This window comes from Leptobacterium flavescens (assembly GCF_010671605.1).
GTDB classification, from domain to species: domain Bacteria; phylum Bacteroidota; class Bacteroidia; order Flavobacteriales; family Flavobacteriaceae; genus Leptobacterium; species Leptobacterium flavescens.
The window spans coordinates 654,613-676,237 of the sequence record NZ_JAABOO010000001.1 but is presented as its reverse complement, the minus strand read 5'-3'; the positions used below and the strand labels follow the sequence as shown (position 1 = coordinate 676,237).

At 40.7% G+C, this 21,625-nt stretch carries 18 protein-coding genes; 11 read left to right on the top strand and 7 right to left on the bottom strand.

Going from position 1 to position 21,625, the window contains the following annotated elements:
• Positions 1–221 precede the first annotated feature (221 nt).
• Complete coding sequence (locus tag GWK08_RS19180) at positions 222–2,579, top strand: CHRD domain-containing protein (protein ID WP_204335986.1); 2,358 nt, start codon at positions 222–224, stop codon at positions 2,577–2,579.
• 83 nt (positions 2,580–2,662) lie between these two features.
• Here GWK08_RS19180 and GWK08_RS03075 read toward each other — a convergent pair whose 3' ends face one another.
• Complete coding sequence (locus GWK08_RS03075) at positions 2,663–4,153, bottom strand: TrkH family potassium uptake protein (RefSeq protein WP_163605436.1); 1,491 nt, start codon at positions 4,151–4,153, stop codon at positions 2,663–2,665.
• A gap of 6 nt (positions 4,154–4,159) precedes the next feature.
• Entirely contained in the window at positions 4,160–5,509 is a 1,350-nt protein-coding gene (gene trkA, locus GWK08_RS03070) for a Trk system potassium transporter TrkA (protein ID WP_163605435.1), read from the bottom strand.
• A gap of 128 nt (positions 5,510–5,637) precedes the next feature.
• On the opposite strand from trkA, the gene ubiE reads away from it, so the two are divergent.
• Both ubiE and porT read left to right on the top strand, forming a co-directional pair.
• On the top strand, positions 5,638–6,369 hold the full coding sequence (ubiE, locus tag GWK08_RS03065; RefSeq protein ID WP_163605434.1) for a bifunctional demethylmenaquinone methyltransferase/2-methoxy-6-polyprenyl-1,4-benzoquinol methylase UbiE: 732 nt from the start codon (positions 5,638–5,640) through the stop codon (positions 6,367–6,369).
• A gap of 4 nt (positions 6,370–6,373) precedes the next feature.
• Entirely contained in the window at positions 6,374–7,069 is a 696-nt protein-coding gene (gene porT / locus GWK08_RS03060; RefSeq protein ID WP_163605433.1) for a type IX secretion/gliding motility protein PorT/SprT, read from the top strand.
• A 2-nt stretch (positions 7,070–7,071) separates the two neighbouring features.
• Here porT and GWK08_RS03055 read toward each other — a convergent pair whose 3' ends face one another.
• Positions 7,072–7,800, bottom strand: coding sequence for a TrmH family RNA methyltransferase (locus GWK08_RS03055; protein WP_163605432.1), 729 nt, complete (start codon positions 7,798–7,800; stop codon positions 7,072–7,074).
• A gap of 39 nt (positions 7,801–7,839) precedes the next feature.
• Between GWK08_RS03055 and tamL the strand changes: the two genes are divergently transcribed.
• From tamL to accD, 3 genes are all read left to right on the top strand, one after another.
• The gene (tamL, locus tag GWK08_RS03050) at positions 7,840–10,371 is read left to right on the top strand and encodes a translocation and assembly module lipoprotein TamL (RefSeq protein ID WP_163605431.1); all 2,532 of its coding nucleotides are present in this window, start codon (positions 7,840–7,842) and stop codon (positions 10,369–10,371) included.
• Between the two features lie 47 nt (positions 10,372–10,418).
• A complete protein-coding gene (fbaA, locus tag GWK08_RS03045) occupies positions 10,419–11,486 on the top strand; it encodes a class II fructose-bisphosphate aldolase (protein WP_163605430.1) in 1,068 nt (355 codons plus the stop codon).
• Between the two features lie 77 nt (positions 11,487–11,563).
• A complete protein-coding gene (gene accD, locus GWK08_RS03040) occupies positions 11,564–12,421 on the top strand; it encodes an acetyl-CoA carboxylase, carboxyltransferase subunit beta (protein ID WP_163605429.1) in 858 nt (285 codons plus the stop codon).
• 90 nt (positions 12,422–12,511) lie between these two features.
• On the opposite strand, the gene GWK08_RS03035 is transcribed toward accD, so the two are convergent.
• The gene (locus GWK08_RS03035; RefSeq protein WP_163605428.1) at positions 12,512–14,446 is read right to left on the bottom strand and encodes a tetratricopeptide repeat-containing sensor histidine kinase; all 1,935 of its coding nucleotides are present in this window, start codon (positions 14,444–14,446) and stop codon (positions 12,512–12,514) included.
• 4 nt (positions 14,447–14,450) lie between these two features.
• Positions 14,451–15,188: a LytR/AlgR family response regulator transcription factor gene (locus GWK08_RS03030; RefSeq protein WP_163605427.1), complete on the bottom strand. Its 738-nt coding sequence runs from the start codon at positions 15,186–15,188 to the stop codon at positions 14,451–14,453.
• A gap of 315 nt (positions 15,189–15,503) precedes the next feature.
• Here GWK08_RS03030 and GWK08_RS03025 point away from each other — a divergent pair, with 315 nt between their 5' ends.
• Positions 15,504–16,151 carry a hypothetical protein gene (locus GWK08_RS03025; protein WP_163605426.1) on the top strand — a complete coding sequence of 216 codons (648 nt, stop codon included), beginning with the start codon at positions 15,504–15,506 and terminating at the stop codon, positions 16,149–16,151.
• Between the two features lie 233 nt (positions 16,152–16,384).
• On the opposite strand, the gene GWK08_RS03020 is transcribed toward GWK08_RS03025, so the two are convergent.
• The gene (locus GWK08_RS03020; protein ID WP_163605425.1) at positions 16,385–17,236 is read right to left on the bottom strand and encodes a hypothetical protein; all 852 of its coding nucleotides are present in this window, start codon (positions 17,234–17,236) and stop codon (positions 16,385–16,387) included.
• 165 nt (positions 17,237–17,401) lie between these two features.
• Here GWK08_RS03020 and rpsO point away from each other — a divergent pair, with 165 nt between their 5' ends.
• The 4 genes from rpsO to GWK08_RS03000 all read left to right on the top strand — a co-directional run bounded on the left by rpsO (position 17,402) and on the right by GWK08_RS03000 (position 20,951).
• Positions 17,402–17,671 (top strand): 30S ribosomal protein S15, encoded by a 270-nt coding sequence (gene rpsO / locus GWK08_RS03015; RefSeq protein ID WP_163605424.1) that lies wholly within the window; start codon positions 17,402–17,404, stop codon positions 17,669–17,671.
• Between the two features lie 208 nt (positions 17,672–17,879).
• Complete coding sequence (locus GWK08_RS03010) at positions 17,880–20,048, top strand: polyribonucleotide nucleotidyltransferase (protein WP_163605423.1); 2,169 nt, start codon at positions 17,880–17,882, stop codon at positions 20,046–20,048.
• A 70-nt stretch (positions 20,049–20,118) separates the two neighbouring features.
• Complete coding sequence (locus tag GWK08_RS03005; RefSeq protein ID WP_163605422.1) at positions 20,119–20,391, top strand: Sec-independent protein translocase subunit TatA/TatB; 273 nt, start codon at positions 20,119–20,121, stop codon at positions 20,389–20,391.
• A complete protein-coding gene (locus GWK08_RS03000; protein ID WP_163605421.1) occupies positions 20,391–20,951 on the top strand; it encodes a phosphatase PAP2 family protein in 561 nt (186 codons plus the stop codon). The genes GWK08_RS03005 and GWK08_RS03000 overlap by 1 nt, the downstream gene beginning before the upstream one ends.
• Here GWK08_RS03000 and GWK08_RS02995 read toward each other — a convergent pair.
• A complete protein-coding gene (locus tag GWK08_RS02995) occupies positions 20,946–21,590 on the bottom strand; it encodes an O-methyltransferase (protein WP_163605420.1) in 645 nt (214 codons plus the stop codon). The genes GWK08_RS03000 and GWK08_RS02995 overlap by 6 nt on opposite strands.
• Between the last annotated feature and the right edge of the window lie 35 nt (positions 21,591–21,625).

Genomic DNA, 21,625 nt, shown 5'->3' with positions numbered 1-21,625 from the left:
AAAGTGTTAAAACCAACAAAATGTTAAGTCTTAAAAAATATTTGATCTTTTACACAAACTCTCAATTGAATTAAAATATTTTTAAATTTTTATGAAAATCCATCAATAAATAGCAAGGATCGACCGATTTTTAAGAATACCTCTCCTAACAGCAATATTGATTTTTTAAAACTGATAGAATTTATTCCTCGTAAGTGCTGACGTAAAAAAAAATTAATGTTATGAAAAAATTAAAACTAAAAAGGGGTATGTTCCTAAGCCTTATCATGGTACTGTCTCTGAGCTTAACCAACTGTAGTAATGATGATGAAGAAATACTGACCGAACCGGAACCTGAATTAGAGGATACAGCAGATCCTGTACCTACCGGAGAAGCCGGTGTCTTCCAGCTTGGATCTGTAAGTAACGAAAGAATTTACGGAACCGCTACTTTCCTGGAAAACGACGATAATTCCGTAACTGTAAGACTGGCACTTACCAATACGATAGAAGGGGTAATCAGTCCGGCTCATATTCATATGGGTACTGCAGCAGAAGGCGGAGATATTGTAATTTCTCTTGAATCTGTAGACGGAGATTCGGGTTATAGTACAACCACGTTTACAACTTTAGATGACGGGACGCCTGTTACTTATGAAGAAATTCTGAACTTTAACGGTTACATCAATGTTCATGAAAGTGAAGAAAACCTGGCTACTCTAATAGCTCAGGGAGATGTAGGACAGAATGCTTTAACCGGAGAATTTATTGAGTACCCGCTTAACAGTGTTGACAACCCTGCTATCTCAGGTGTTGCAACCTTTGCAGAGCGTAACAATGGAAATACGCTGGTAACACTTCAGTTAGAAAACACGATTCCAGGTGTATTGAGTCCTTCTCATATTCATATGAATACTGCTGCCGAAGGTGGGGATATCGTGATCAGTCTTACCGATGTAAACGGGGATAACGGATTAAGCCGTACCTCTGTTAGAGAGTTGAATGACGGAACTCCTATCAACTATGAGCAACTATTGGACTTTAACGGTTACATCAACGTTCACGAAAGTACAGAAAACCTTGCTAACCTTATCGGACAGGGAGATATAGGACAAAATGCCTTAACTGGAGAATCTATCGAATACCCGTTAAACAGCGTTGATAATCCTGCTATTTCAGGTGTTGCAACCTTTGCACAACGTAACAACGGATATACTTTGGTAACACTTCAGCTTGAAAACACTATTCCAGGCGTATTAAGTCCTTCACACATTCATATGAATACTGCTGCCGAAGGTGGAGATATCGTAATCAGTCTTACCGATGTAAATGGGGATAACGGATTAAGCCGTACTTCTGTAAATGCATTGAATGACGGAACTCCTATCAATTACGAGCAACTATTGGATTTTAATGGTTACATCAATGTTCACGAAAGTGCACAGAATCTTGCTAACCTGATCGGACAGGGAGACATAGGACAGAATGCCTTAACCGGAGAATCTATCGAATACCCACTAAATAGTGTGGATAATCCTTCTATCTCAGGTGTTGCAACTTTTGCACAACGTAATAACGGATATACTTTGGTAACGCTTCAGTTAGAGAACACTATTCCAGGCGTATTAAGCCCTTCACATATTCATATGAATACTGCTGCTGAAGGTGGAGAGATCGTGATCAGTCTTACCGATGTAAACGGGGATAACGGATTAAGCCGTACTTCAGTAAACGCTTTAAATGATGGAACTCCTATCAACTACGAGCAACTATTGGATTTTAATGGTTACATCAATGTTCACGAAAGTGCGCAGAATCTTGCTAATCTTATCGGACAGGGAGATATAGGACAAAATGCCTTAACCGGAGAATCTGTCGAATACCCACTAAACAGTGTGGATAACCCAGCTATTTCAGGTGTTGCAACTTTTGCACAGCGTAACAACGGATATACTTTGGTAACACTTCAGTTAGAGAACACTATTCCAGGCGTATTAAGTCCTTCACATATTCATATGAATACTGCTGCTGAAGGTGGAGAGATCGTGATCAGCCTTACGGATGTAAACGGTGATAACGGATTAAGCCGTACTTCAGTAAACGCTTTAAATGACGGAACTCCTATCAACTACGAGCAGCTATTGGATTTTAATGGTTACATCAACGTTCACGAAAGTGCGCAGAACCTTGCTAACTTAATCGGACAGGGAGATATAGGACAAAATGCCTTAACAGGAGAGTCCATCGTTTACCCGCTAAACAGTATTGATAATCCTGCTATTTCCGGAACAGCAACTTTTGCACAACGTAACAACGGATATACTTTGGTAACGCTTCAGTTAGAGAACACTATTCCTGGTGTATTGAGCCCATCTCATATTCATATGAATGATGCGATTACAACAGGCCCTATCGTAATCAGCCTTACGGATGTAAATGGCGATAACGGACTAAGCCGTACTTCCGTAAATGCATTAAATGACGGAACTCCTATCAACTATGAGCAGTTATTGGATTTTGACGGTTACATCAACGTTCACGAAAGTACACAGAACCTTGCTAACCTGATCGGACAGGGAAATATAGGCTCTAACTTTTAATAAAAGCTAAACTTTTTATAGGGGTGTTTCATGTTAATTACAGGCCCTGGCAATAAATGTCAGGGTCTTCTCCTTTTTATATATCAGGATTTTTTCCAGAAATAAGGAGTTAACAAGATAAGTACGGTAAATAATTCCAGCCTTCCGATAAGCATTAAGAATGAACACCACCATTTTCCGGCAGAAGGCAGTGAGTTATAGTTGTCGAGAGGCCCTAGATCTCCGAGGGCAGGCCCTACATTTCCAATAGAAGATGCTGCTCCTCCGATAGCCGATTCAAAATCCAGTCCCAGAAAACCAAGAACCAAAGCCCCGATGATAAACATCAGCATATACAGGATAAAAAAGGCCAGGATAGTATATACGATCTCTCCGGAAACCGATTTGTTGTTATAACGTACAGGGATAACCGCATTCGGATGCAAGGTCCTTTTAAATTCGAGCAGACCGTTCCTAATCATAAGCATATGCCTTACAACTTTAACACCTCCGGCTGTAGATCCGGCCGAACCTCCCATAAACATGATCCCGAAAAAGAGAACGGTTAGCAAAGGGGTCCAGGCGGTAAAATCGGCGGTAACAAAACCTGTGGTAGTTGTAATAGCTACCACCTGAAACAGGGCGTGGCGTACGGCGCTCTCAAATTTACCGAGTACCATTGGGTGGTAATCTGAAACAGGTACATTGGCCTGAAAAAAGATAAATACGGCGGCAATAACCGTAAAAGCAGCTATTCCGCGAAAGTAAAATTTAAATTCATCATCCCTCAGGACTTTCTGAACTTTGCCTTTAAAAGCAAAATAACTCAGAATAAAGTTACTTCCCGCAAGGAACATAAATACGATAATGATATATTGAATGGCCGGGTTGTCATTCCAATAGGCTACACTGGCATTCTTTGTAGAAAAACCTCCGGTAGAAAGCGTGGCCATCGAATGGTTTATAGCATCGAAAAAAGACATTCCTGCAATTTTCAGCAGAATGGTCTCTGCAGCCGTATAACCGAAATAGATGAGCCATAATCTTTTAGCCGTATCCGTAATTCTGGGGTGAAGCTTATCTGCACTGGGTCCGGGAGCTTCTGCAGTAAACAGCTGCATTCCTCCGATTCCCAGAAGTGGTAAAATGGCAATGGCAAGTACAATGATCCCCATCCCGCCAATCCAGTGTGTGGTACTCCTCCAAAACAATATCCCTTCGGGAAGGGATTCAATATCGTTAAGAATGGAAGCTCCCGTGGTGGTATAACCCGACATGGTCTCAAAAAAAGCATTGGTCAGATCGGGAATACTGTCCGAAAAAATATAGGGGAGGGTACCGGATAATGACATGATCAGCCATCCGAAGGTAACAATGATATATCCTTCTTTTTTCTTTACCTCTCTTTTATGGTCCCGGGTTACGAACATAAGCAGGATCCCGGAAAAAATAGTTGTGATCCCTGCCAGAAAGATATCGAAGGTCACTCCGTCTTTATAGATCCCGCTGATCAGAGCTGAGATCAGCATAAACCCCCCGTTAAAGAGGAGCAAAAGCCCCATGATATGAAAAATGATTTTGGTGTTAAGTTTCATGAGGTCTTAGAGGAATAATTTTTCAACTTTTGAGATAGAGCGGGGAAGGCTGCAGACAACCACACGATCGCCGGCCCTAATTTCAAAATCACCCAGGGCAATGATCCCTACGTTGTCTCGTATAACCCCACCGATAATAGCCGATCTGGGGAAATCGATATTTTTTATTTTCTTGCCTGTTACTGCTGATGACGGCTTAACGATAAACTCCAGGATCTCAGCATTCAGATTATTCAGGCGGGTAAGAGCCACTACTTCTCCTTTTCTGATATGCCTGAATATATTGTTCGCCGCCAGTAGCTTTTTGTTTATGAGTGTATCAATACCAATGGAGTGGGACAGTTGAAAATAGTCCATATTCTCCACCAGGGCTATGGTCTTTTTTATATTCTTCGATTTGGCTACCAGGCATGACATGATATTGGTTTCTGAATTTCCGGTTACCGCAATAAAGGCATCCATTTCTTCTATATTCTCTTCTTCCAGCAGTTCTACATTACGCCCGTCTCCATTGATGATCAGTGCATTCGGAAGTTCATCGGCAAGATCGAAAGCCTTGTTCCTGTTAATCTCTATAAGCTTAACCTTAAACTTATTGCAGCAAAGGTCACGGGTAGCTTTAAACCCGATCTTACTCCCGCCAAGGATCATAACATCCTTGATCTCTTCCCTGGTTTTACCAATAAGCTTATAAAGTTCGTCCACTCCTTCCTTAGAGGTTACAAAATAAGCCTGATCTCCTTCCTTAAAGATGGTATCTCCTCTGGGAATAAGCGTGTATTGAGTTCCGAATCGTTGAATAGCAATAGGTACAAAATGTAATTCCGGAAAAATACTGGCTGCATCTTTTACAGATTTCCCGACAAAAGGCGCGGTTCGCTGAAGGGAAGTCCCCACCATAATTAGGGCTCCGTTCTCGAATTCATAACTGTCGTTAAAGGCAGACTGATCTAATAATAACTGGATCTCTTCGGCTGCAAGCTCTTCGGGAGAGATAAGTTCATCAATTCCCAGATCTGCAAAACGGATCTCCTCTTTCTTATCGATAAATTCTGTATTGGAGATACGTGCAATGGTTCTTTTACATCCCAGTTGCTTTGCCAGGAGACAAAGAGTGATATTGGTAGTTTCGGAAGAAGTAACCCCGATAACCAGATCGGAATTAGCAACATTGGCCTCCTTCAGAATACTTACAGAAGTGGCATCTCCCTTTAATACTTTAATATCTAAATGAGTATCTGCGTAGCCCAGGCTTTCCTTATCTGTGTCTATGAGAATGATATCCTGGGATTCATAAGAAAGAAGTTTTGCTAAATGAAATCCCACCTCACCGGCACCTGCAATTATTATTTTCATGAAAAAAATAAGATATTTCCGAATACAAATATAGGGCAAAATTAAATTATTCCTGTCTCAGAACGAGAAGATAAAACGAAAGCTGTAATAAATGGTACATTATAGTATCTTTGCCAAAAATTTTTTAGATGTCAAAAAAGGTTACTCCATATAAGGATTCGGAATTGGGGAAGAAAGAACAGGTTACCCGTATGTTTGATACCATATCGGAGAATTATGACGGTTTAAACCGGGTTATTTCTTTTGGGATAGATGTAAAATGGAGAAAAAAAGTAGTACAGCTTATTAAGGAGGCCGGAGCCGATTCGGTTCTTGACATTGCTACCGGAACGGGAGATCTTGCCATTAATATTGCCAATAATACGGAGGCAGGAAATATTACCGGTCTGGATATCTCTCCAGGAATGCTGGAAGTAGGAAAGCAAAAAGTAGCTTCTGCGGGCCTTAGTGATACTGTAAAAATGATCATTGGCGACAGTGAGCAACTTCCGTTTGATGACGAATCTTTTGATGCCATAACCGTTGCCTTCGGAGTACGGAATTTTGAAAACCTTGAGAAAGGGCTGGGCGAGATATACAGAGTACTTAAACCGGGTGGGTTATTTGTGGTGCTGGAAACTTCGGTACCGACAAAAACTCCCTTTAAACAGGGGTATAAGGCATATTGTAACTGGATATTACCAACCATCGGAAAGATCTTCTCCAAAGACCGTTCCGCCTACAAATATTTATCGGAATCAGCATCCATTTTTCCATATGGTGAAAACTTCAACAATATTTTGCGCAAAATCGGGTTTATAAATGTGGAAGATAAGCCTCAGACTTTTGGGGTGGCCTCCATTTATGTAGCATCAAAATAATTGTATGAAGAAACTGTTTCTTTTAGCCCTCATTAGCCTTTTATTGGTTCAGAAGAATCATGCGCAATTTAATGAGAACCCTATTATTAACCTGGAGAACTTCGATAAACAAAGAGTTCACTGGGGGTACTTCCTTGGTTTCAATCAATACGATTTTAAGTTTGATGCCAATGAGAATACCGGCGATATTCAGGTGGCTAAAAGTATAGGTTTTAATGTGGGGCTGATAGGAAACCTCAGATTGAGCGATCATTTCGATCTTCGCCTGGAACCCGGTCTGTATTATACACAAAGGAATCTTGGATTTCCCGGATTCTCCGAGGAACGCGACTTTTTAAGAGAAGTAAGATCTACCTATATTCATTTTCCGCTTTTACTTAAAATAAGTACCAAACGCCTGGGGAATTTTAAACCCTATATAGTGGGAGGGGTATCAACTTCCATTAACCTGGGGAGTAATGAGGACAGTCCGGACGATAACAGTAACGGGACTTTCAGGACCAAGCGCTCTACCTACTACTATGAAATAGGTTTCGGAATAGATTTCTATCTTTTCTACTTTAAGTTCTCACCTTCTATAAGAGGTGTCTTTGCATTTAGTGATGAATTGGTACCCGATGCCGATCCGAACAGCCCATGGACAGGAAACCTCAATAGTATTTTCAGCCGCGGGGTTTTTATCAATTTTACTTTCGAATAAGATCAGAGCAATTTTCTGAATTCACTTAAAAGGATAGCAGTAGCGGTAGCTACGTTAAGGCTTTCTGTTTTCTGTATATCTCCGAATCTCGGGATGGTGATCTGATGCTTTACCAGTTCTTCCAGGGCAGGAGATATTCCGTTTGCTTCATTCCCCATGACTAGGATACCCGATTTAGGGAGTTTTGCCTTGTATACATTCGTACCGTTCATATTGGCAGCAAAAGTGGGAAGGGGAGTGGTCCGAACAAAATTCTCAAGATCGGTATAGCTGATATTTATCCTTGCTAATGATCCCATACTTGCCTGCACGGTTTTCGGATTAAAACAATCTACGGTGGCGGTACTGCATACCAGTTCCTTCAAACCAAACCAATCGCATAAGCGGATAATGGTTCCCAGATTTCCCGGATCCCTGATATCGTCCAGGGCCAGAATAAGATCGTCGGTCTGTATTTCCTTTGCCTGCGGGATGCTGAAAAGAGCCAGAACTTTGTTGGGAGTACTTAAAAAACTAATTTTTTTCAGCTCATTTTCCGAAATTAACTGATAGTCAATATTTTGATCTTCGAAGACCGAAGCCTCAGTAACAAAGGCGCTGTGGAGTTTCAGTCCTGAATTCAGGAACTCATTTACCACCTTAGGCCCCTCCGCTACAAACAATCCGTGTTTATTTCGGTACTTTTTTTGCTGTAAGCTCGTTATAAGCTTGATTTGGTTTTTGCTAACCATACAAATAATGTATTTTTGACTCGAAATCCGTAAGACGACTTGAGAAATTTTTCTGCAAAAATAACTGTATTCTTAATAATCCTTCTTTTATCATCATGTAATGCGGTAAAAAGAGTTAAAGATGGTGAGTTATTATTGACGAAAAATACAATTACCATAGACGATAAGAAGGAGAACGATGAGGTGATCTCAAATCTCTTACTTCAACAGCCCAATACTTCTGTTTTAAGTATTCCGTTGCGATTGCATATCTATAACCTGGCGGAAGAAAACCCCGATAGTACTTATAATGCTTGGCTGGACCGTAATCCTAAGCGAAGAGCGCGTTTAAACAGACGTTATTCGGAAAAGCAGGTGAATGAACTGGGCCGGTATAAAAAAGGTTTTAGTAACTGGTTGAAAAGAACAGGGGAAGCCCCGGTAATTATAGACAGGGGAAGGACCCTTAAATCTACGCAGCGTTTACAGCAGTATTTTAATTTTGAAGGCTATTTTAATAACAAGGCGCATTACAGTATAGATACGGTCGGAAAAAAAGCCAAAAGAGCGCAGGTAAATTATTTTGTTGAAAAAGGAAATGCGTATTACCTCGATACCATTAGCTCTAATATTGCCTCCAAAGAACTGGACTCTATTTATCAGCTTCATAAAGATGGTTCCTTTATAAAACAGGGGAATCGGTTCAGGAGAGTTAATTTTGAGGCCGAGCGTACACGACTGGCCAATATTTTTGCTAATTCCGGGATCTACAGGTTTCAACCCAATACCTCCATCAATTTTAATATTGAAAGAGATACGGTTGCGGCAAACAAAGATTTTTTAATGCCGGTAGAGCTGGAGATCGATAATTTTTACGAACGGGACGGGGATAGCTTAAAGGAAATAGAATATAAGGTGCATACCGTTAAAAAGGTGAATATCTTTAGTGAAGGACGGGATACCCTTAATTATGTAGATTACGATAATTACCGGATCTATTATAAGGATGAGCTGAAGTATAAACCCAAGGCCCTTACCGATGTGGTGGCCATCAATCCGGGAGACGTCTATAAGGAATCAGACAGGTCGCTGACCACCCAGCAGATAAGTAACCTTCGTACTTTTAAATATCCCAACATCAATTATACTTATGTTGATAGCACGGACAATCAGTTGAGTGCCAATATTTATTTATCCCCCCGGCCTAAATTCTCTCTCGGATTCGATACCGATGTTTCGCATTCGAATATCCAGGATTTCGGAATATCTTTCAGTACCTCCCTTATTACCAGAAATGTCTTTAAGGGAGCGGAAACTTTGGAGTTTGCAGTCAGAGGGTCCTTAGGTTCCTCTTCAGACCTTACGGGAGAAACGGAGAACCAGCTTTTTAATATTTCGGAAGTGGGTGGGGATATAAGATTGAATTTTCCAAGGATATTCTTTCCGTTAAATACCGATAAACTCATCCCGAAATATATGTTACCGGAAACCAGGATCTCCATAGGAACCAGTTTTCAGAACAATATAGGTCTGGACAGGCAGAGTTTTAATAATATCCTTAGCTATAACTGGCGCCCTAACGCCTTTAAGAGAAATACCCTGGAACTGGTAAATCTCGAATTTATACGAAATGTAAACATTGACAACTTCTTTAATGTATACGACAATACTTTTAACCGCCTGAACCGGATCGCGAGAGAGGTTGGCTATCCTGCGGGCGATGATCTTGTCATTCCTACGGAAGCAGATCAGTTTATAAGTGATGTTCTCAGTAATCAGGTTCCGGGAGTACCTCAGGACTCAGATGATTTCAGGGAAGTAAGAAGTATCGATGAGCTTCAGCGACGTCTTACCGCAGACAACCTGATCTTTGCCTCAAGTTTCACTCATACCCGGAACAACAGGCAAGGCTTTGATGATAATAGTTTTTCTCAGTTCAGGATAAAACTCGAATCGGCAGGAAATCTGTTATCGGGAATTGCCAGGATTATCGATTTTAATAAAGATGATGAAGGCAATAACCTGGTTTTCGGGGTGCGATACTCTCAATATGTTAAGACGGAGATCGATTATATAAAATACTGGGATCTGGGAAATGACGTGCTGGCATTCAGGAGTTTCTTCGGCTTTGCCGTTCCTTTCGGAAATGCAGACAACATTCCTTTCTCTCAGAGTTACTTTGGAGGAGGATCTAATGATAACAGGGCCTGGGAAGTCTACACCCTGGGACCCGGAACAACCGATAATATTAACGATTTTAATGAGGCGAACTTAAAAATTGCCTTTAATCTCGAATACCGCTTTAATGTTTTCGGAAGTTTTAAAGGAGCTTTATTTGCCGATGCGGGGAATATCTGGAATGCCCTGGATGATGTGGAGAACGAGCAGGCTACTTTTGATGACTTCCGATCGCTGGGAGAACTGGCACTGGGTACCGGTTTCGGTCTCAGATACGATTTTAATTTCTTTGTACTGAGGTTCGATGTGGGCTTTAAAACCCATAATCCGGCGAATCCTGCGGGAAGAAGATGGTTCAGAGAATTTAATTTTAGAAATGCCGTATATAATATCGGTATAAATTATCCTTTTTAAGCTTTATAAATTTATTACTTTTGTAGCCTCTAACTAACTTAGAAAATATGAATCATAACATTAAACCCGGTGTAGCCACCGGAAGAGAAGTACAGGAGATCTTTGCATATGCTAAAAGCAAAGGTTTTGCATTACCAGCTGTAAACGTAGTTGGATCCAGTAGTATTAACGGAGTTTTAGAAACGGCCGCCACCTTAAATTCTCCGGTAATCATACAGTTTTCAAATGGGGGAGCCCAGTTTAATGCAGGTAAAGGACTGTCTAACGAAGATCAGCGTGCTGCTGTTGCAGGTGCTGTTGCAGGTGCAAAACACATTCATCAGCTTGCAAAGGAATACGGAGCTACTGTTATTCTTCATACAGATCACTGTGCTAAAAAACTACTTCCCTGGATAGACGGATTACTGGATGCCAGTGAGGAACACTTTAAGGAAACAGGAAAGCCTCTGTATAGTTCTCATATGATAGATCTCTCCGAAGAACCTATAGAAGAGAATATCGAGATATGTAAAAAGTATCTGGAGAGAATGAGCAAGATGGGGATGACCCTGGAAATCGAATTGGGTATTACCGGAGGAGAAGAAGACGGAGTTGATAATACCGATGTAGACGATTCCAAACTTTACACACAACCGGAAGAAGTAGCCTATGCTTATGAAGAATTGAGCAAGGTAAGTGATCAGTTTACCGTTGCTGCTGCTTTTGGAAATGTTCACGGGGTTTACAAACCCGGAAATGTGAAATTAACTCCTAAGATCCTTAAGAATTCCCAAGAATATATCTCTGAAAAATACGGAGTGGGACCTAATCATATAGATTTTGTCTTTCACGGCGGATCGGGATCTACTCTCGAAGAAATTCGCGAAGCAATAGGCTATGGGGTGATCAAAATGAATATAGATACCGATCTTCAGTATGCCTTTATGGAAGGGATAAGAGATTATATGCTGGGTAGTAAAGATTACCTGATGTCTCAGATTGGAAATCCTGAAGGAGAAGATCAACCTAATAAAAAATACTACGATCCGAGAAAATGGCTAAGACTGGGTGAAGCTACTTTTATAGAGCGCCTTAAGAAAGCCTTCGAAGATCTTAACAACGTAAATACGCTCTAGTCAAATTCAAAATCATAAAGAATGTATTGACAAACAGATGAAAATCTGTTTATTTGTAATAACCTGAAATCAAAATAATGGCTTGGTTTAAAAGAAAAGAAAAAGGAATTCAGACTTCCACAGAAGAAAAGAAAGATACCCCGAAAGGATTGTGGTATAAATCACCAACGGGTAAGATTGTTGAGTCGGAGGAACTGGCTAAAAACTTTTATGTAAGTCCGGAGGACGATTATCACGTAAGGATCGGAAGTAAGGAATATTTCGAGATCCTGTTTGATGACAATAAGTTTAAGGAATTGCATCCTAACCTTACCTCTAAGGACCCCTTGCGTTTTGAAGACACCAAGAAGTATGTGGACAGGCTGAAAGATGCTAAGGCCAAAACCGGATTAAAAGATGCTGTCCGTACTGCCGTAGGTAAATCCAAAGGAAAGAACCTGGTTGTGGCATGTATGGATTTTTCTTTTATCGGAGGATCTATGGGAAGTGTGGTAGGAGAAAAGATCGCCAGAGCTATAGATCATTCTATAGAAAAAAAGATCCCTTTTTTAATGATCTCCAAATCGGGAGGTGCCAGAATGATGGAAGCAGCACTGTCGTTAATGCAGCTTGCTAAAACATCGGCTAAACTTGCGCAACTGGCAGAAGCCAATATTCCTTATATCTCTCTTTGTACCGATCCGACTACCGGAGGAACAACGGCATCATACGCCATGCTGGGAGATATTAATATCGGAGAACCGGGAGCACTTATCGGTTTTGCAGGTCCGAGGGTAGTAAAAGATACTACCGGAAAAGACCTTCCTGAGGATTTTCAAACTTCCGAATTCCTGTTGGAGCACGGGTTCCTGGATTTTATCACTCACAGAAGAGACCTGAAGGACAAGGTAAACCATTATCTGGACCTTATCCTGAATCAGCGGTTAAGGGCTTAGGATAAAAAAATAGAATTCAAAATCCCGGGTTGCTGAATGCCGTCAATACACCCGGGATTTTTTTATGCACTTTGCATATCGCCTAGCGCATTACGTTAAGGGGAGTTTTATAATAACTTCTGTACCTGAGGGGCCTTTTTGCTTGTCGAAAAGATCATTGAATAGCAAGGCTGCTTTGTGATTGAGGTTATTCGAGAAATGTTGTAACCTGCTGATGGAAAGCATAACCCCCACAGACTCGTCCTTGACAATTTTAGAAGCTTTGATCTGCTGTGCCTTTTCTCTCCCTATTCCATTATCTACTACGGAAATAGTTATATAATCCTTTTCATCCGACTTGATGAATAAGTGAATATTTTTTTCACCTTCTTTAGATGAGAGGCCATGCCAAATGGCATTCTCAATAAAGGGTTGCAATACCAGGGGCGGGATCTTGATGAGGTTGATATCGGTATCGGCTTCTACAGATATTTCAAAATTCAGTTGGTTGTCAAACCGAATGTTCTCTATATCGACATAGAGCTTTAGAAATTCCAGCTCTTCCGCCAGGGAGGCCTCCTGTTTATTGGAATTAGAAAGTATAAGCCTTATCAGTTTTGAGAATTTATTCAGATAATAAACCGCATTCTCCTTTTCATTATTTATGATATAAAGTTTGATGGAGTTGAGAGAATTAAAGATAAAATGCGGATTCATCTGACTGCTGAGCATTTTTTGCTGCAGGGTAAGTATCCTTTTCTCCTTTTTCAGCATGCGTTGCCTGTAAAGGATATAGAGCAGGATAGCCATAAGCGATGTAACGATAAGGCTAACGATCCAGACACTCTGATTTCTCCTGTATTTAAGTTTTACGATCTCGTTCTCCTGAGCCAGAAGTTTTATCTGAGTATTTTTCTTTTCGGCATCGTATTTTATAATGAGGTCGTTTACATACTGGGAATTTTTTTCATTGGCTATTTCCTCATTAAACGCCTGGTATTTTTTGTGATATTCGAGCGCCTGAGGAAACCTTCCTCTTACCTCATGCAGTGCCGACAACAGTCGGTAAGCTTCCGAAATGCTGCTGGTAAAATCGTGTTCCTCACTAATGGCAAGGCCTTCCATCAGGTTCTTTTCGGCTTCTTCGTATTGCTTTAGTTCTGTCTGTACCCATCCCAGGTTAATATACACCCCGGCCAGATGAAAAGCATCTTTCAGGGTTTTGGCAATACTGAGAGAAGACTGGATAAGTTTTTCGGCCTCCACAAAATTCTTTTGCTTGATATAGATCTGCCCGATGCTGTTCTTACAGATCACTTCTCCCAGTTTTGAGTTGATCTGCAGGTTGTACAACAGAGATTTCTGATAATCTTCCAGAGCTTCATCCATTCTTCCGAGATACTCTTTGGCTGCACCTGTATTGTGATAGTTAATGGCCAACCCGAGTTTATTGTCTATGGATGTTTCTATTTCAAGCGATTTTGAGAATTGCTCTATGGCCAGCTCGTATTGCTTCAGGCTTAAATAAATATTTCCGATACTATTGGACGAGACTGCAAGACTTCTTTTGACCGACATACTTGGGTTGGGGATATTTTCTGCCAGGCTCAGTGCTTCGTAATGATTGTCCAATGCCGTTCTGAGGGCATCCAATCTTCGGTATACCACTCCCAGCATATTGTAATTGAGGATCTCGAGCTCAACACTCTTGCCTTCTTGTGCCTTTTCAATGGCCTTTTTATGCAACTCAATAGCCTTTTGGTATTGAGAAACATTCCTGTTGTGTACTCCCAGATGGTTTAAAGCGTAACTCTCTCCGGCCGCATATTTGTTTTCTGCAAAATAGTCTGCCAGGAAACGCAGGTTTGAAGAATCTCTCTGATACCTTCTGAAAGTCTGATTAATATCGTTGTAATTAACCGGCCTGATCTTAAGCAGGCTATCGGCTTTTTCGGTGAGTATTTGTTTTATTTCCGGTTGCTGAGAAAATCCGCAGAAACAAAAAAGGGAAAAAATAAGACAAATAATATTTTCTTTGATCCTCATCGTGTTATAGCTTATTAAGGAATGTGGCTTTGCGCTGTCTTGAAACGGGAATATTTTTCTGATTGGTCAGGGTAATATAACCTTCTCCCTTATCATAGGCTCTTACCTTGTTGAGGTTTACCACATAGGAATTATGTACCCTTAAAAAAGTAGAATCGGGGAGAATTTCTTCCACGTATTTGAGTTTTTGAGTGATGGTGATCTTTTTGCCGTTCTCAAGGAAAATATCGCAGTAATTACCATCGCTTTTACAATAAATGATCTCTCCCGTTTGTAAAAAGATGATCTTTCCGTCTACATTAAAACTTATTTTTTTCTCGATTACCTGTTGATTGAGCATGCTTTTGAGCCTTTCCTCCAGACTGTCCTTCAGATTGTTCTTCAGCAAGTGTTTGGACACTTTATCAATGGTCTTTATCAGATCGTCAGAATCGATAGGTTTCAGGAGATAATCGAAAACGTGCTGCTTTAGTGCGTTGATGGCATAATGATCGTAAGCAGTGGTAATAACCACTAAAAAATTCCTTTCCGGGAAGCGGTTCAGGAATTGAAGTCCGTCCATTTTAGGCATTTCTATATCCAGGAATACACAGTCTATATCCTGGTTTTCCAGAAAACCAATAGCTTCACCGGGGTCTGTAAAGTATTTTACCACTTCCACATCCTTGCAGAAACTTTCCAGTTCCCAGGCCAGGCTTTTTATGGCTTTTTCCTCATCATCTATGATAATGGCACGGATCATAATAAGGACATTTATAGAATGTTAAAGATAACTTTTTTATAGCTAAAGGTTCAAAATAAGGTGTAAAAGGTATAAAAGAATGTATGGAATAACCGGACTTGATTATAACCTGCAACGGGGAAAACAGCTGTTATTCAAATGCAATTTGTACAGTTTTTTTGACCAATGATACATTCCGGGCCCGAACAGACGGAGTTCATGGTTAAATTTGGAATGCATACAATCATACGCTCTTAATTATATTGTTACAGCCCTCCGATCTTCACAAACAACTTTTCCGGAATGCTTTAGAATATCATAAAATAAGATGCTGAAATGATAAATTATCTGAAATATACGATCATCTTATTTGCTGTTTTTTCTCTTTGGAGTTGTAAACAATTATTGAGAGAAAGCAGAGCAGAAGATATTATAACGTACCGGGAAATAGTAGAAGACGAGGAAAGCTCAAATAACTGTGCCCGGTTGGGAACTGTGGAGTTTAAAATGGAAGGACTTAGTTGCAGTACAGACAGGTTCCTGATAGATTACTTTAACCCCAACGGAGCAGTTTACCTGGACTGGTTTACTGAGAACCCTGAAGTAATGGGAGTGATCAGGGGAGTGACGCCCGATATGAATGTTTCCTTTACCCTGCACGGAGAGGAGGCCCGTATGGAAGAGATCTCAGGATCCTTTCCGTTAAATTATTCCGAAGATGGGTATGCAACACTCTCTACTCAGTTCGTAAAGGAAGGTGTTAGGGGAGTATTTACCTTTTTTAAGGGAGAGGCAGTAGTAGAAAAGATAGGAGTAGACGGAACGATGAAGATAAGAGCAAAAGGATCGGGCTGGTATAATCCGGATATTTCCCGACCTGAAATAGTCAGAGAAGATATTGAAGGAGAGATCGAAATCGATGTTAAAACTCTAAATATTAGCAAAGACGGGATAAAGTTGTTCTCAGATCCCGATAAAAATTAAAAAGAATTCTATGCGTGTCAACAATAACCTCATTACGGGAAAATCGGCTATTAATCGAAACTTAAGATGTTAATTCCTGGGATTTCAACGCATAGAAAATTTAGAAGATGAGTATACGGGGGTAGCTCTGATCCTAAATTGATTTCAGAATCTTAGGGGTAACATTGATCAAAATCCCGAGCGGTTTTTAATTAAACCGACTCGGGATTTCTTTATAATAATTACCCTACTTATTATCTGAATCTTCTGAGATTGATCTCCTGGGATTCTCCGTCCGCATTGGTCAGGATACCTTTGCTGTCGCAAGTACCGTCACCAAAATCCAGAGTTGCCGTAACATCCCCTCTCGAAATTTCCAGTACCCCACTAACGATAAACCTGCATGCAAGTTCACGTCTTAGAGGAACCAGTATTTCCTTACTGTAAGTAGTACCTTCCCTGTTGGTAAAGGTCCTGTTTCCTGTGATCAGGAAAACATTGTCTCCCCAGAAACCTGTTCCGTAGCCTTCTATCCATTCCCTGGTGCGGGTTCCGGAGAAGCTTGCAGAAGTTCCGTCAGGCCATTCGGCTTCAAAATTGGCAGTAGCCTCAGACTGAGGATTTCCGTTTCCGTTGGAGCGGGTACGAATGATAGATGAAGATCCTTCAATGCTTACATCGTTAAAAACAAAATTTTCCAATGAGAAATTCAGGGTCTTTGTCATAAGTTCCATGTCCCTGGCATAGCTCAGTTTAATGGTTCCGCTTACAACATTCCCGTTCGGAAGTTCACATCCGTCTTCAAACTCGATCGTTTTTTCTACTGTAGTATCGGTAACCACAGTAGTAATGGTCACACAGTCCGGAAGGTAATCCGAATTGTAAGGACCTCGTGATAAAGCCGAAATTTCATCCGAAGCATATACATCTTCAACGATATTGGTAACTTCTTCAGAGATGAGGTCGGCCTCATCACTTAATTGAATTTCCTCTACCGAGATGCTGCTTTCCTGTACTTCGATCACATCGGCCTGTTCACTGTCACAGCTAAGCACTCCTAAACCAATAATGCTTAACGCTGCCAGCTTTTTGAGATAGTTTTTCATAATCTTATGGTTTTATGTTATATAGCTTAAGACTGACCTGAGAATAAAAGGTTTAATTCGGTAAGAAAAAAAGATGTAATGCTGCCCGATTGTAAAAATATGTCTATATTTGCGCCTTGATAGAAAAACTATCAGGTACATAAAAATCATTTAAATAATATTGGCATGTATTTAACAAAAGAAGTTAAAGAAGAAATTTTCAAAAAACACGGTAGTTCAGAGAAGGACACCGGTTCTGCTGAAGGACAGATCGCATTGTTCACGCACAGAATTAACCACTTAACGGAGCATCTTAAAAAGAACCGCAAAGATTTTAACACGGAGCGTTCGCTGGTAAAGCTTGTAGGTAAGAGAAGAAGTCTTTTGAACTATTTAAAGAAGAAAGACATTGAGAGATACCGAGCTATCGTTAAAGAATTAAAGTTAAGAAAGTAAAAGAAAGAGGCTTCGTGCCTCTTTTTTTATTAATACAATATACTCAAAAGGATCATTCCCGGAGAGTTTTGCTGAGGTAAGCTCAGTATCAATACAAATAAAGAAGCAAGAAGCTTCAATTATAAAAAGCTGTAAAATTAGTTTTTCATTGGGGAACACAACAACTACAACAACACAACGCCCATTGTTTAATTAATTAAAAAAATTTATGATTCCTGAAGTAAAACAAGAAATTATTGATTTGGGAGACGGAAGAACGATCTCCCTGGAAACAGGAAAGCTCGCAAAACAGGCAGATGGTTCTGTTGTTGTGCGTATGGGTGATGCCATGTTACTGGCAACTGTAGTATCTGCAAGGTCTGCAAGCCCAGGAATAGACTTTTTACCCTTAACAGTAGATTACAGAGAGAAATTTGCTGCTGCAGGTCGTTTCCCAGGCGGATTCTTTAAAAGAGAAGCCAGACCGAGTAATGAAGAGATTCTAACCATGAGATTGGTAGACAGGGTACTAAGACCATTGTTCCCTAAAGATTATCACGCCGAAACTCAGGTGATGATACAGTTGATGTCTCATGACGATAACGTAATGCCCGATGCATTGGCCGGTTTAGCCGCATCTGCAGCTATTCAGTTATCCGATATTCCTTTTGAATACCCTATCTCTGAGGTAAGGGTTGCCAGAGTTAACGGAGAATACATCGTTAACCCGAGCAGAACTCAACTGGCAGAAGCAGATATAGACCTGATGGTTGGTGCTTCTGAAGATTCCGTTGCCATGGTAGAAGGAGAGATGAAAGAAGTTTCCGAAGAAGAAATGGCAGATGCTATCAAGGTGGCTCACGAAGCTATTAAAGCTCAGTGTGCTGCTCAGGTAAGATTGGCTGAAGCAGTTGGAAAGAAAGAAACACGCGAGTACGAAGAGGAGAAATCTGATGAAGATATGCAGCAAAAGATCCATGATGCTGCTTATCAGAAATGCTACGACATAGCTAAAGAGGCCAGCTCTAAGCAGGAGCGTGGTGAAGCTTTTGCCAAGGTAAAAGAAGAGGTGGAAGCAATGTTCTCTGAAGAAGAAATTGAGGAGGATGGCGATCTGATCTCCAAATATTTTGGAAAAGCACATAAAGAAGCCGTACGTGACCTCGTATTGAACGAAGGAGTTCGTCTGGATGGAAGAAAGACCACAGATATACGTCCTATCTGGTGTGAGGTAGATTATCTGCCATCAACACATGGTTCGTCTATCTTTACACGTGGGGAAACTCAGGCACTTGCTACGGTAACACTGGGAACTTCCCGTGAGGCCAATGTTATTGACCTTCCGACAGAACAGGGAGAAGAGAAGTTTTATCTTCACTATAACTTTCCTCCGTTCTCTACAGGAGAAGCACGCCCTTTAAGAGGAACTTCACGTAGGGAAGTAGGGCACGGAAACCTGGCACAAAGAGCACTTAAGGGAATGATCCCGGAAGACTGCCCTTATACCGTAAGAGTAGTATCTGAAGTATTGGAATCTAACGGTTCTTCTTCTATGGCTACTGTTTGTTCCGGAACTATGGCCCTTATGGATGCAGGGGTACAACTTAAAAAACCAGTTTCCGGTATTGCCATGGGATTGATCTCAGATCCTGAAACAGGAAAGTACGCAGTATTGTCTGATATCCTCGGAGATGAAGATCACCTGGGAGATATGGACTTTAAAGTAACCGGTACTGCCGAAGGTATTACTGCCTGCCAGATGGATATTAAAATAAAAGGATTGTCTTATGAGATCCTTGTAAATGCGTTAAATCAGGCTAAAGAAGGCCGCCTTCATATTCTTGAAAAGCTGACAGATACTATTTCAGAACCTGCAGCCGAAGTTAAACCACACGCACCTAAGATCATTACAAGAACAATTCCGGGTGACTTTATCGGAGCTCTTATCGGTCCTGGTGGAAAAGTGATCCAGGAACTTCAGAAAGCTTCCAATACCACTATCGTTATCGAAGAAGTGGATGAGCAGGGAGTTGTTGAGATCCTTGGTACGGATCCGGAAGGAATTGAAATGGTTCTTAAAAAGATCGATGCCATCACCTTTAAACCGGAAAGAGGTAGTACTTACACCGTAAAAGTGATCAAATTACTTGATTTCGGAGCAGTGGTAGAATATGTAGATGCACCAGGAAACGAAGTACTGCTACATATTTCCGAACTGGCATGGGAACGCACCAATAATGTAACCGATGTTGTGAACATCGGAGACGTTATGGAAGTAAAATACTTCGGTGTTGATCCTAAGACCAGAAAGGAAAAAGTATCGAGAAAAGCATTGTTGCCAAGACCGCCTAGAGAGGAAAGAAAGCCTAGGCATGAAAATAATAAGGCAAGACAGTAAGAGACTTTTTAAAAACCGGCCAAATGGTCGGTTTTTTTATGTAGTTTTGTATAGAGTAATTTGAATAGTTATGTTTTTATTCATTAGTGGTGCGGAAATAGTTTTTATACTTTTTATCGTAGTTATGGTGTTTGGAGCCGATAAGATCCCTGAAATTGCCAGGGGCCTAGGGAAAGGAATGCGGCAGTTGAAAGATGCAACCAATGAAATAAAATACGAGATACAGAAAAGTGCTGAAAAACAAGGGATAGATACCGATATTACCAAAGAGATTAACGAAGAAATAAACAAAGTTAAAGATGAAATTGACGATTTTACGGGGCCGATAAAACGTAAATTTTAATGATAGATAAGCTTCTTGAATACGATAGAGACCTTCTTTTATATCTCAACGGGTTAGGAGCGGATACTTACGATTCTTTTTGGATAACCATTACCAATAGCGTCAGCTGGACGCCTCTTTTTCTGTTATTTTTGATCCTCGTGCTTAAAAGCTACCCCAAAAAGGAAGCCTGGTTGGTTACGGGATTTGTTCTGGGAGCCCTGGCCTTTAACCTGATCTTTACGGAAATAATTAAAGAATCTGTAATGCGGATACGGCCTAACAATGACCCGTCCATCAATACTTTACTTCGTATTCTTATAGAACCTTCCAGTTACAGCTTTTTTTCCGGGCATGCCTCCAGTTCCTTTACGGTAACGGTAATTTTGATATTGTTTATAAGGAAGCACTTTAAATGGAGCTATCTGTTTTTTCTCTGGCCGCTCCTCTTTAGTTTTAGCAGGATATATGCAGGGGTCCATTACCCGTCCGATATTCTTACCGGAGCCCTGGCCGGAACTCTTATAGGGATTACTTTCTATAAACTCTTCCAGAGGTTAAAACCCCGGCGGAACCTATAAAACCCTGCTTATTGTCAGTCCGTCCCTGATGGGAAAGAGTACGGTTTCTACTCTTGGATCTTCCTTGATCTTTTTATTGTATTCTATTAGGGTGAGCGCACTTATATCGTTGGGATCTAGATCTTTTTCTATCACCTTTCCACTCCATAGTACATTATCCGATAAAATAACGCCGCCCGGATTCATCTTTTCAATGATCAGATCAAAATAAATACAATAATTGGGCTTGTCGGCGTCGATAAATACCAGGTCAAACTTAGCATCCATGTTGGGAATGATCTCAGTTGCGTCTCCTACATACGAAACGATCTGATCTGCATATCCGCTTTTTTTAAAATATTTCTGCTGTATATTTTCAAGCTCTTCATTTATATCTATAGTGTGGATCTTACCTCCCGCCTGCAGGCCTTCGGCAAGACAAATAGTAGAATAACCCGTATAGGTTCCTATTTCCAATACTGTTTTCGGATAGATGATCTTGGAAAGGATACTCAGAGCCCTTCCCTGAAAATGACCGCTTAACATCCTTGGTCTGAGGACCTTTAAATGAGTTTCCCTCGATAGTTCCCTGAGGATCTCCGGTTCGTCTTCCGTATGGTCGGTTACATATTTTTCAAGAGTTTCAGATAAAAAATGCATAGTGATATTTTTTGCAAATCTACTTAATTTTTGAT

Excerpts from the sequence above, each read along its gene's own strand:
- GWK08_RS19180 (WP_204335986.1), top strand. The coding sequence starts at position 222 with ATGAAAAAATTAAAACTAAAAAGGGGTATGTTCCTAAGCCTTATCATG.
- GWK08_RS03075 (WP_163605436.1), bottom strand. The coding sequence starts at position 4,153 with ATGAAACTTAACACCAAAATCATTTTTCATATCATGGGGCTTTTGCTC.
- trkA (WP_163605435.1), bottom strand. The coding sequence starts at position 5,509 with ATGAAAATAATAATTGCAGGTGCCGGTGAGGTGGGATTTCATTTAGCA.
- ubiE (WP_163605434.1), top strand. The coding sequence starts at position 5,638 with ATGTCAAAAAAGGTTACTCCATATAAGGATTCGGAATTGGGGAAGAAA.
- porT (WP_163605433.1), top strand. The coding sequence starts at position 6,374 with ATGAAGAAACTGTTTCTTTTAGCCCTCATTAGCCTTTTATTGGTTCAG.
- GWK08_RS03055 (WP_163605432.1), bottom strand. The coding sequence starts at position 7,800 with ATGGTTAGCAAAAACCAAATCAAGCTTATAACGAGCTTACAGCAAAAA.
- fbaA (WP_163605430.1), top strand. The coding sequence starts at position 10,419 with ATGAATCATAACATTAAACCCGGTGTAGCCACCGGAAGAGAAGTACAG.
- accD (WP_163605429.1), top strand. The coding sequence starts at position 11,564 with ATGGCTTGGTTTAAAAGAAAAGAAAAAGGAATTCAGACTTCCACAGAA.
- GWK08_RS03035 (WP_163605428.1), bottom strand. The coding sequence starts at position 14,446 with ATGAGGATCAAAGAAAATATTATTTGTCTTATTTTTTCCCTTTTTTGT.
- GWK08_RS03030 (WP_163605427.1), bottom strand. The coding sequence starts at position 15,188 with ATGATCCGTGCCATTATCATAGATGATGAGGAAAAAGCCATAAAAAGC.
- GWK08_RS03025 (WP_163605426.1), top strand. The coding sequence starts at position 15,504 with ATGATAAATTATCTGAAATATACGATCATCTTATTTGCTGTTTTTTCT.
- GWK08_RS03020 (WP_163605425.1), bottom strand. The coding sequence starts at position 17,236 with ATGAAAAACTATCTCAAAAAGCTGGCAGCGTTAAGCATTATTGGTTTA.
- rpsO (WP_163605424.1), top strand. The coding sequence starts at position 17,402 with ATGTATTTAACAAAAGAAGTTAAAGAAGAAATTTTCAAAAAACACGGT.
- GWK08_RS03010 (WP_163605423.1), top strand. The coding sequence starts at position 17,880 with ATGATTCCTGAAGTAAAACAAGAAATTATTGATTTGGGAGACGGAAGA.
- GWK08_RS03005 (WP_163605422.1), top strand. The coding sequence starts at position 20,119 with ATGTTTTTATTCATTAGTGGTGCGGAAATAGTTTTTATACTTTTTATC.
- GWK08_RS03000 (WP_163605421.1), top strand. The coding sequence starts at position 20,391 with ATGATAGATAAGCTTCTTGAATACGATAGAGACCTTCTTTTATATCTC.
- GWK08_RS02995 (WP_163605420.1), bottom strand. The coding sequence starts at position 21,590 with ATGCATTTTTTATCTGAAACTCTTGAAAAATATGTAACCGACCATACG.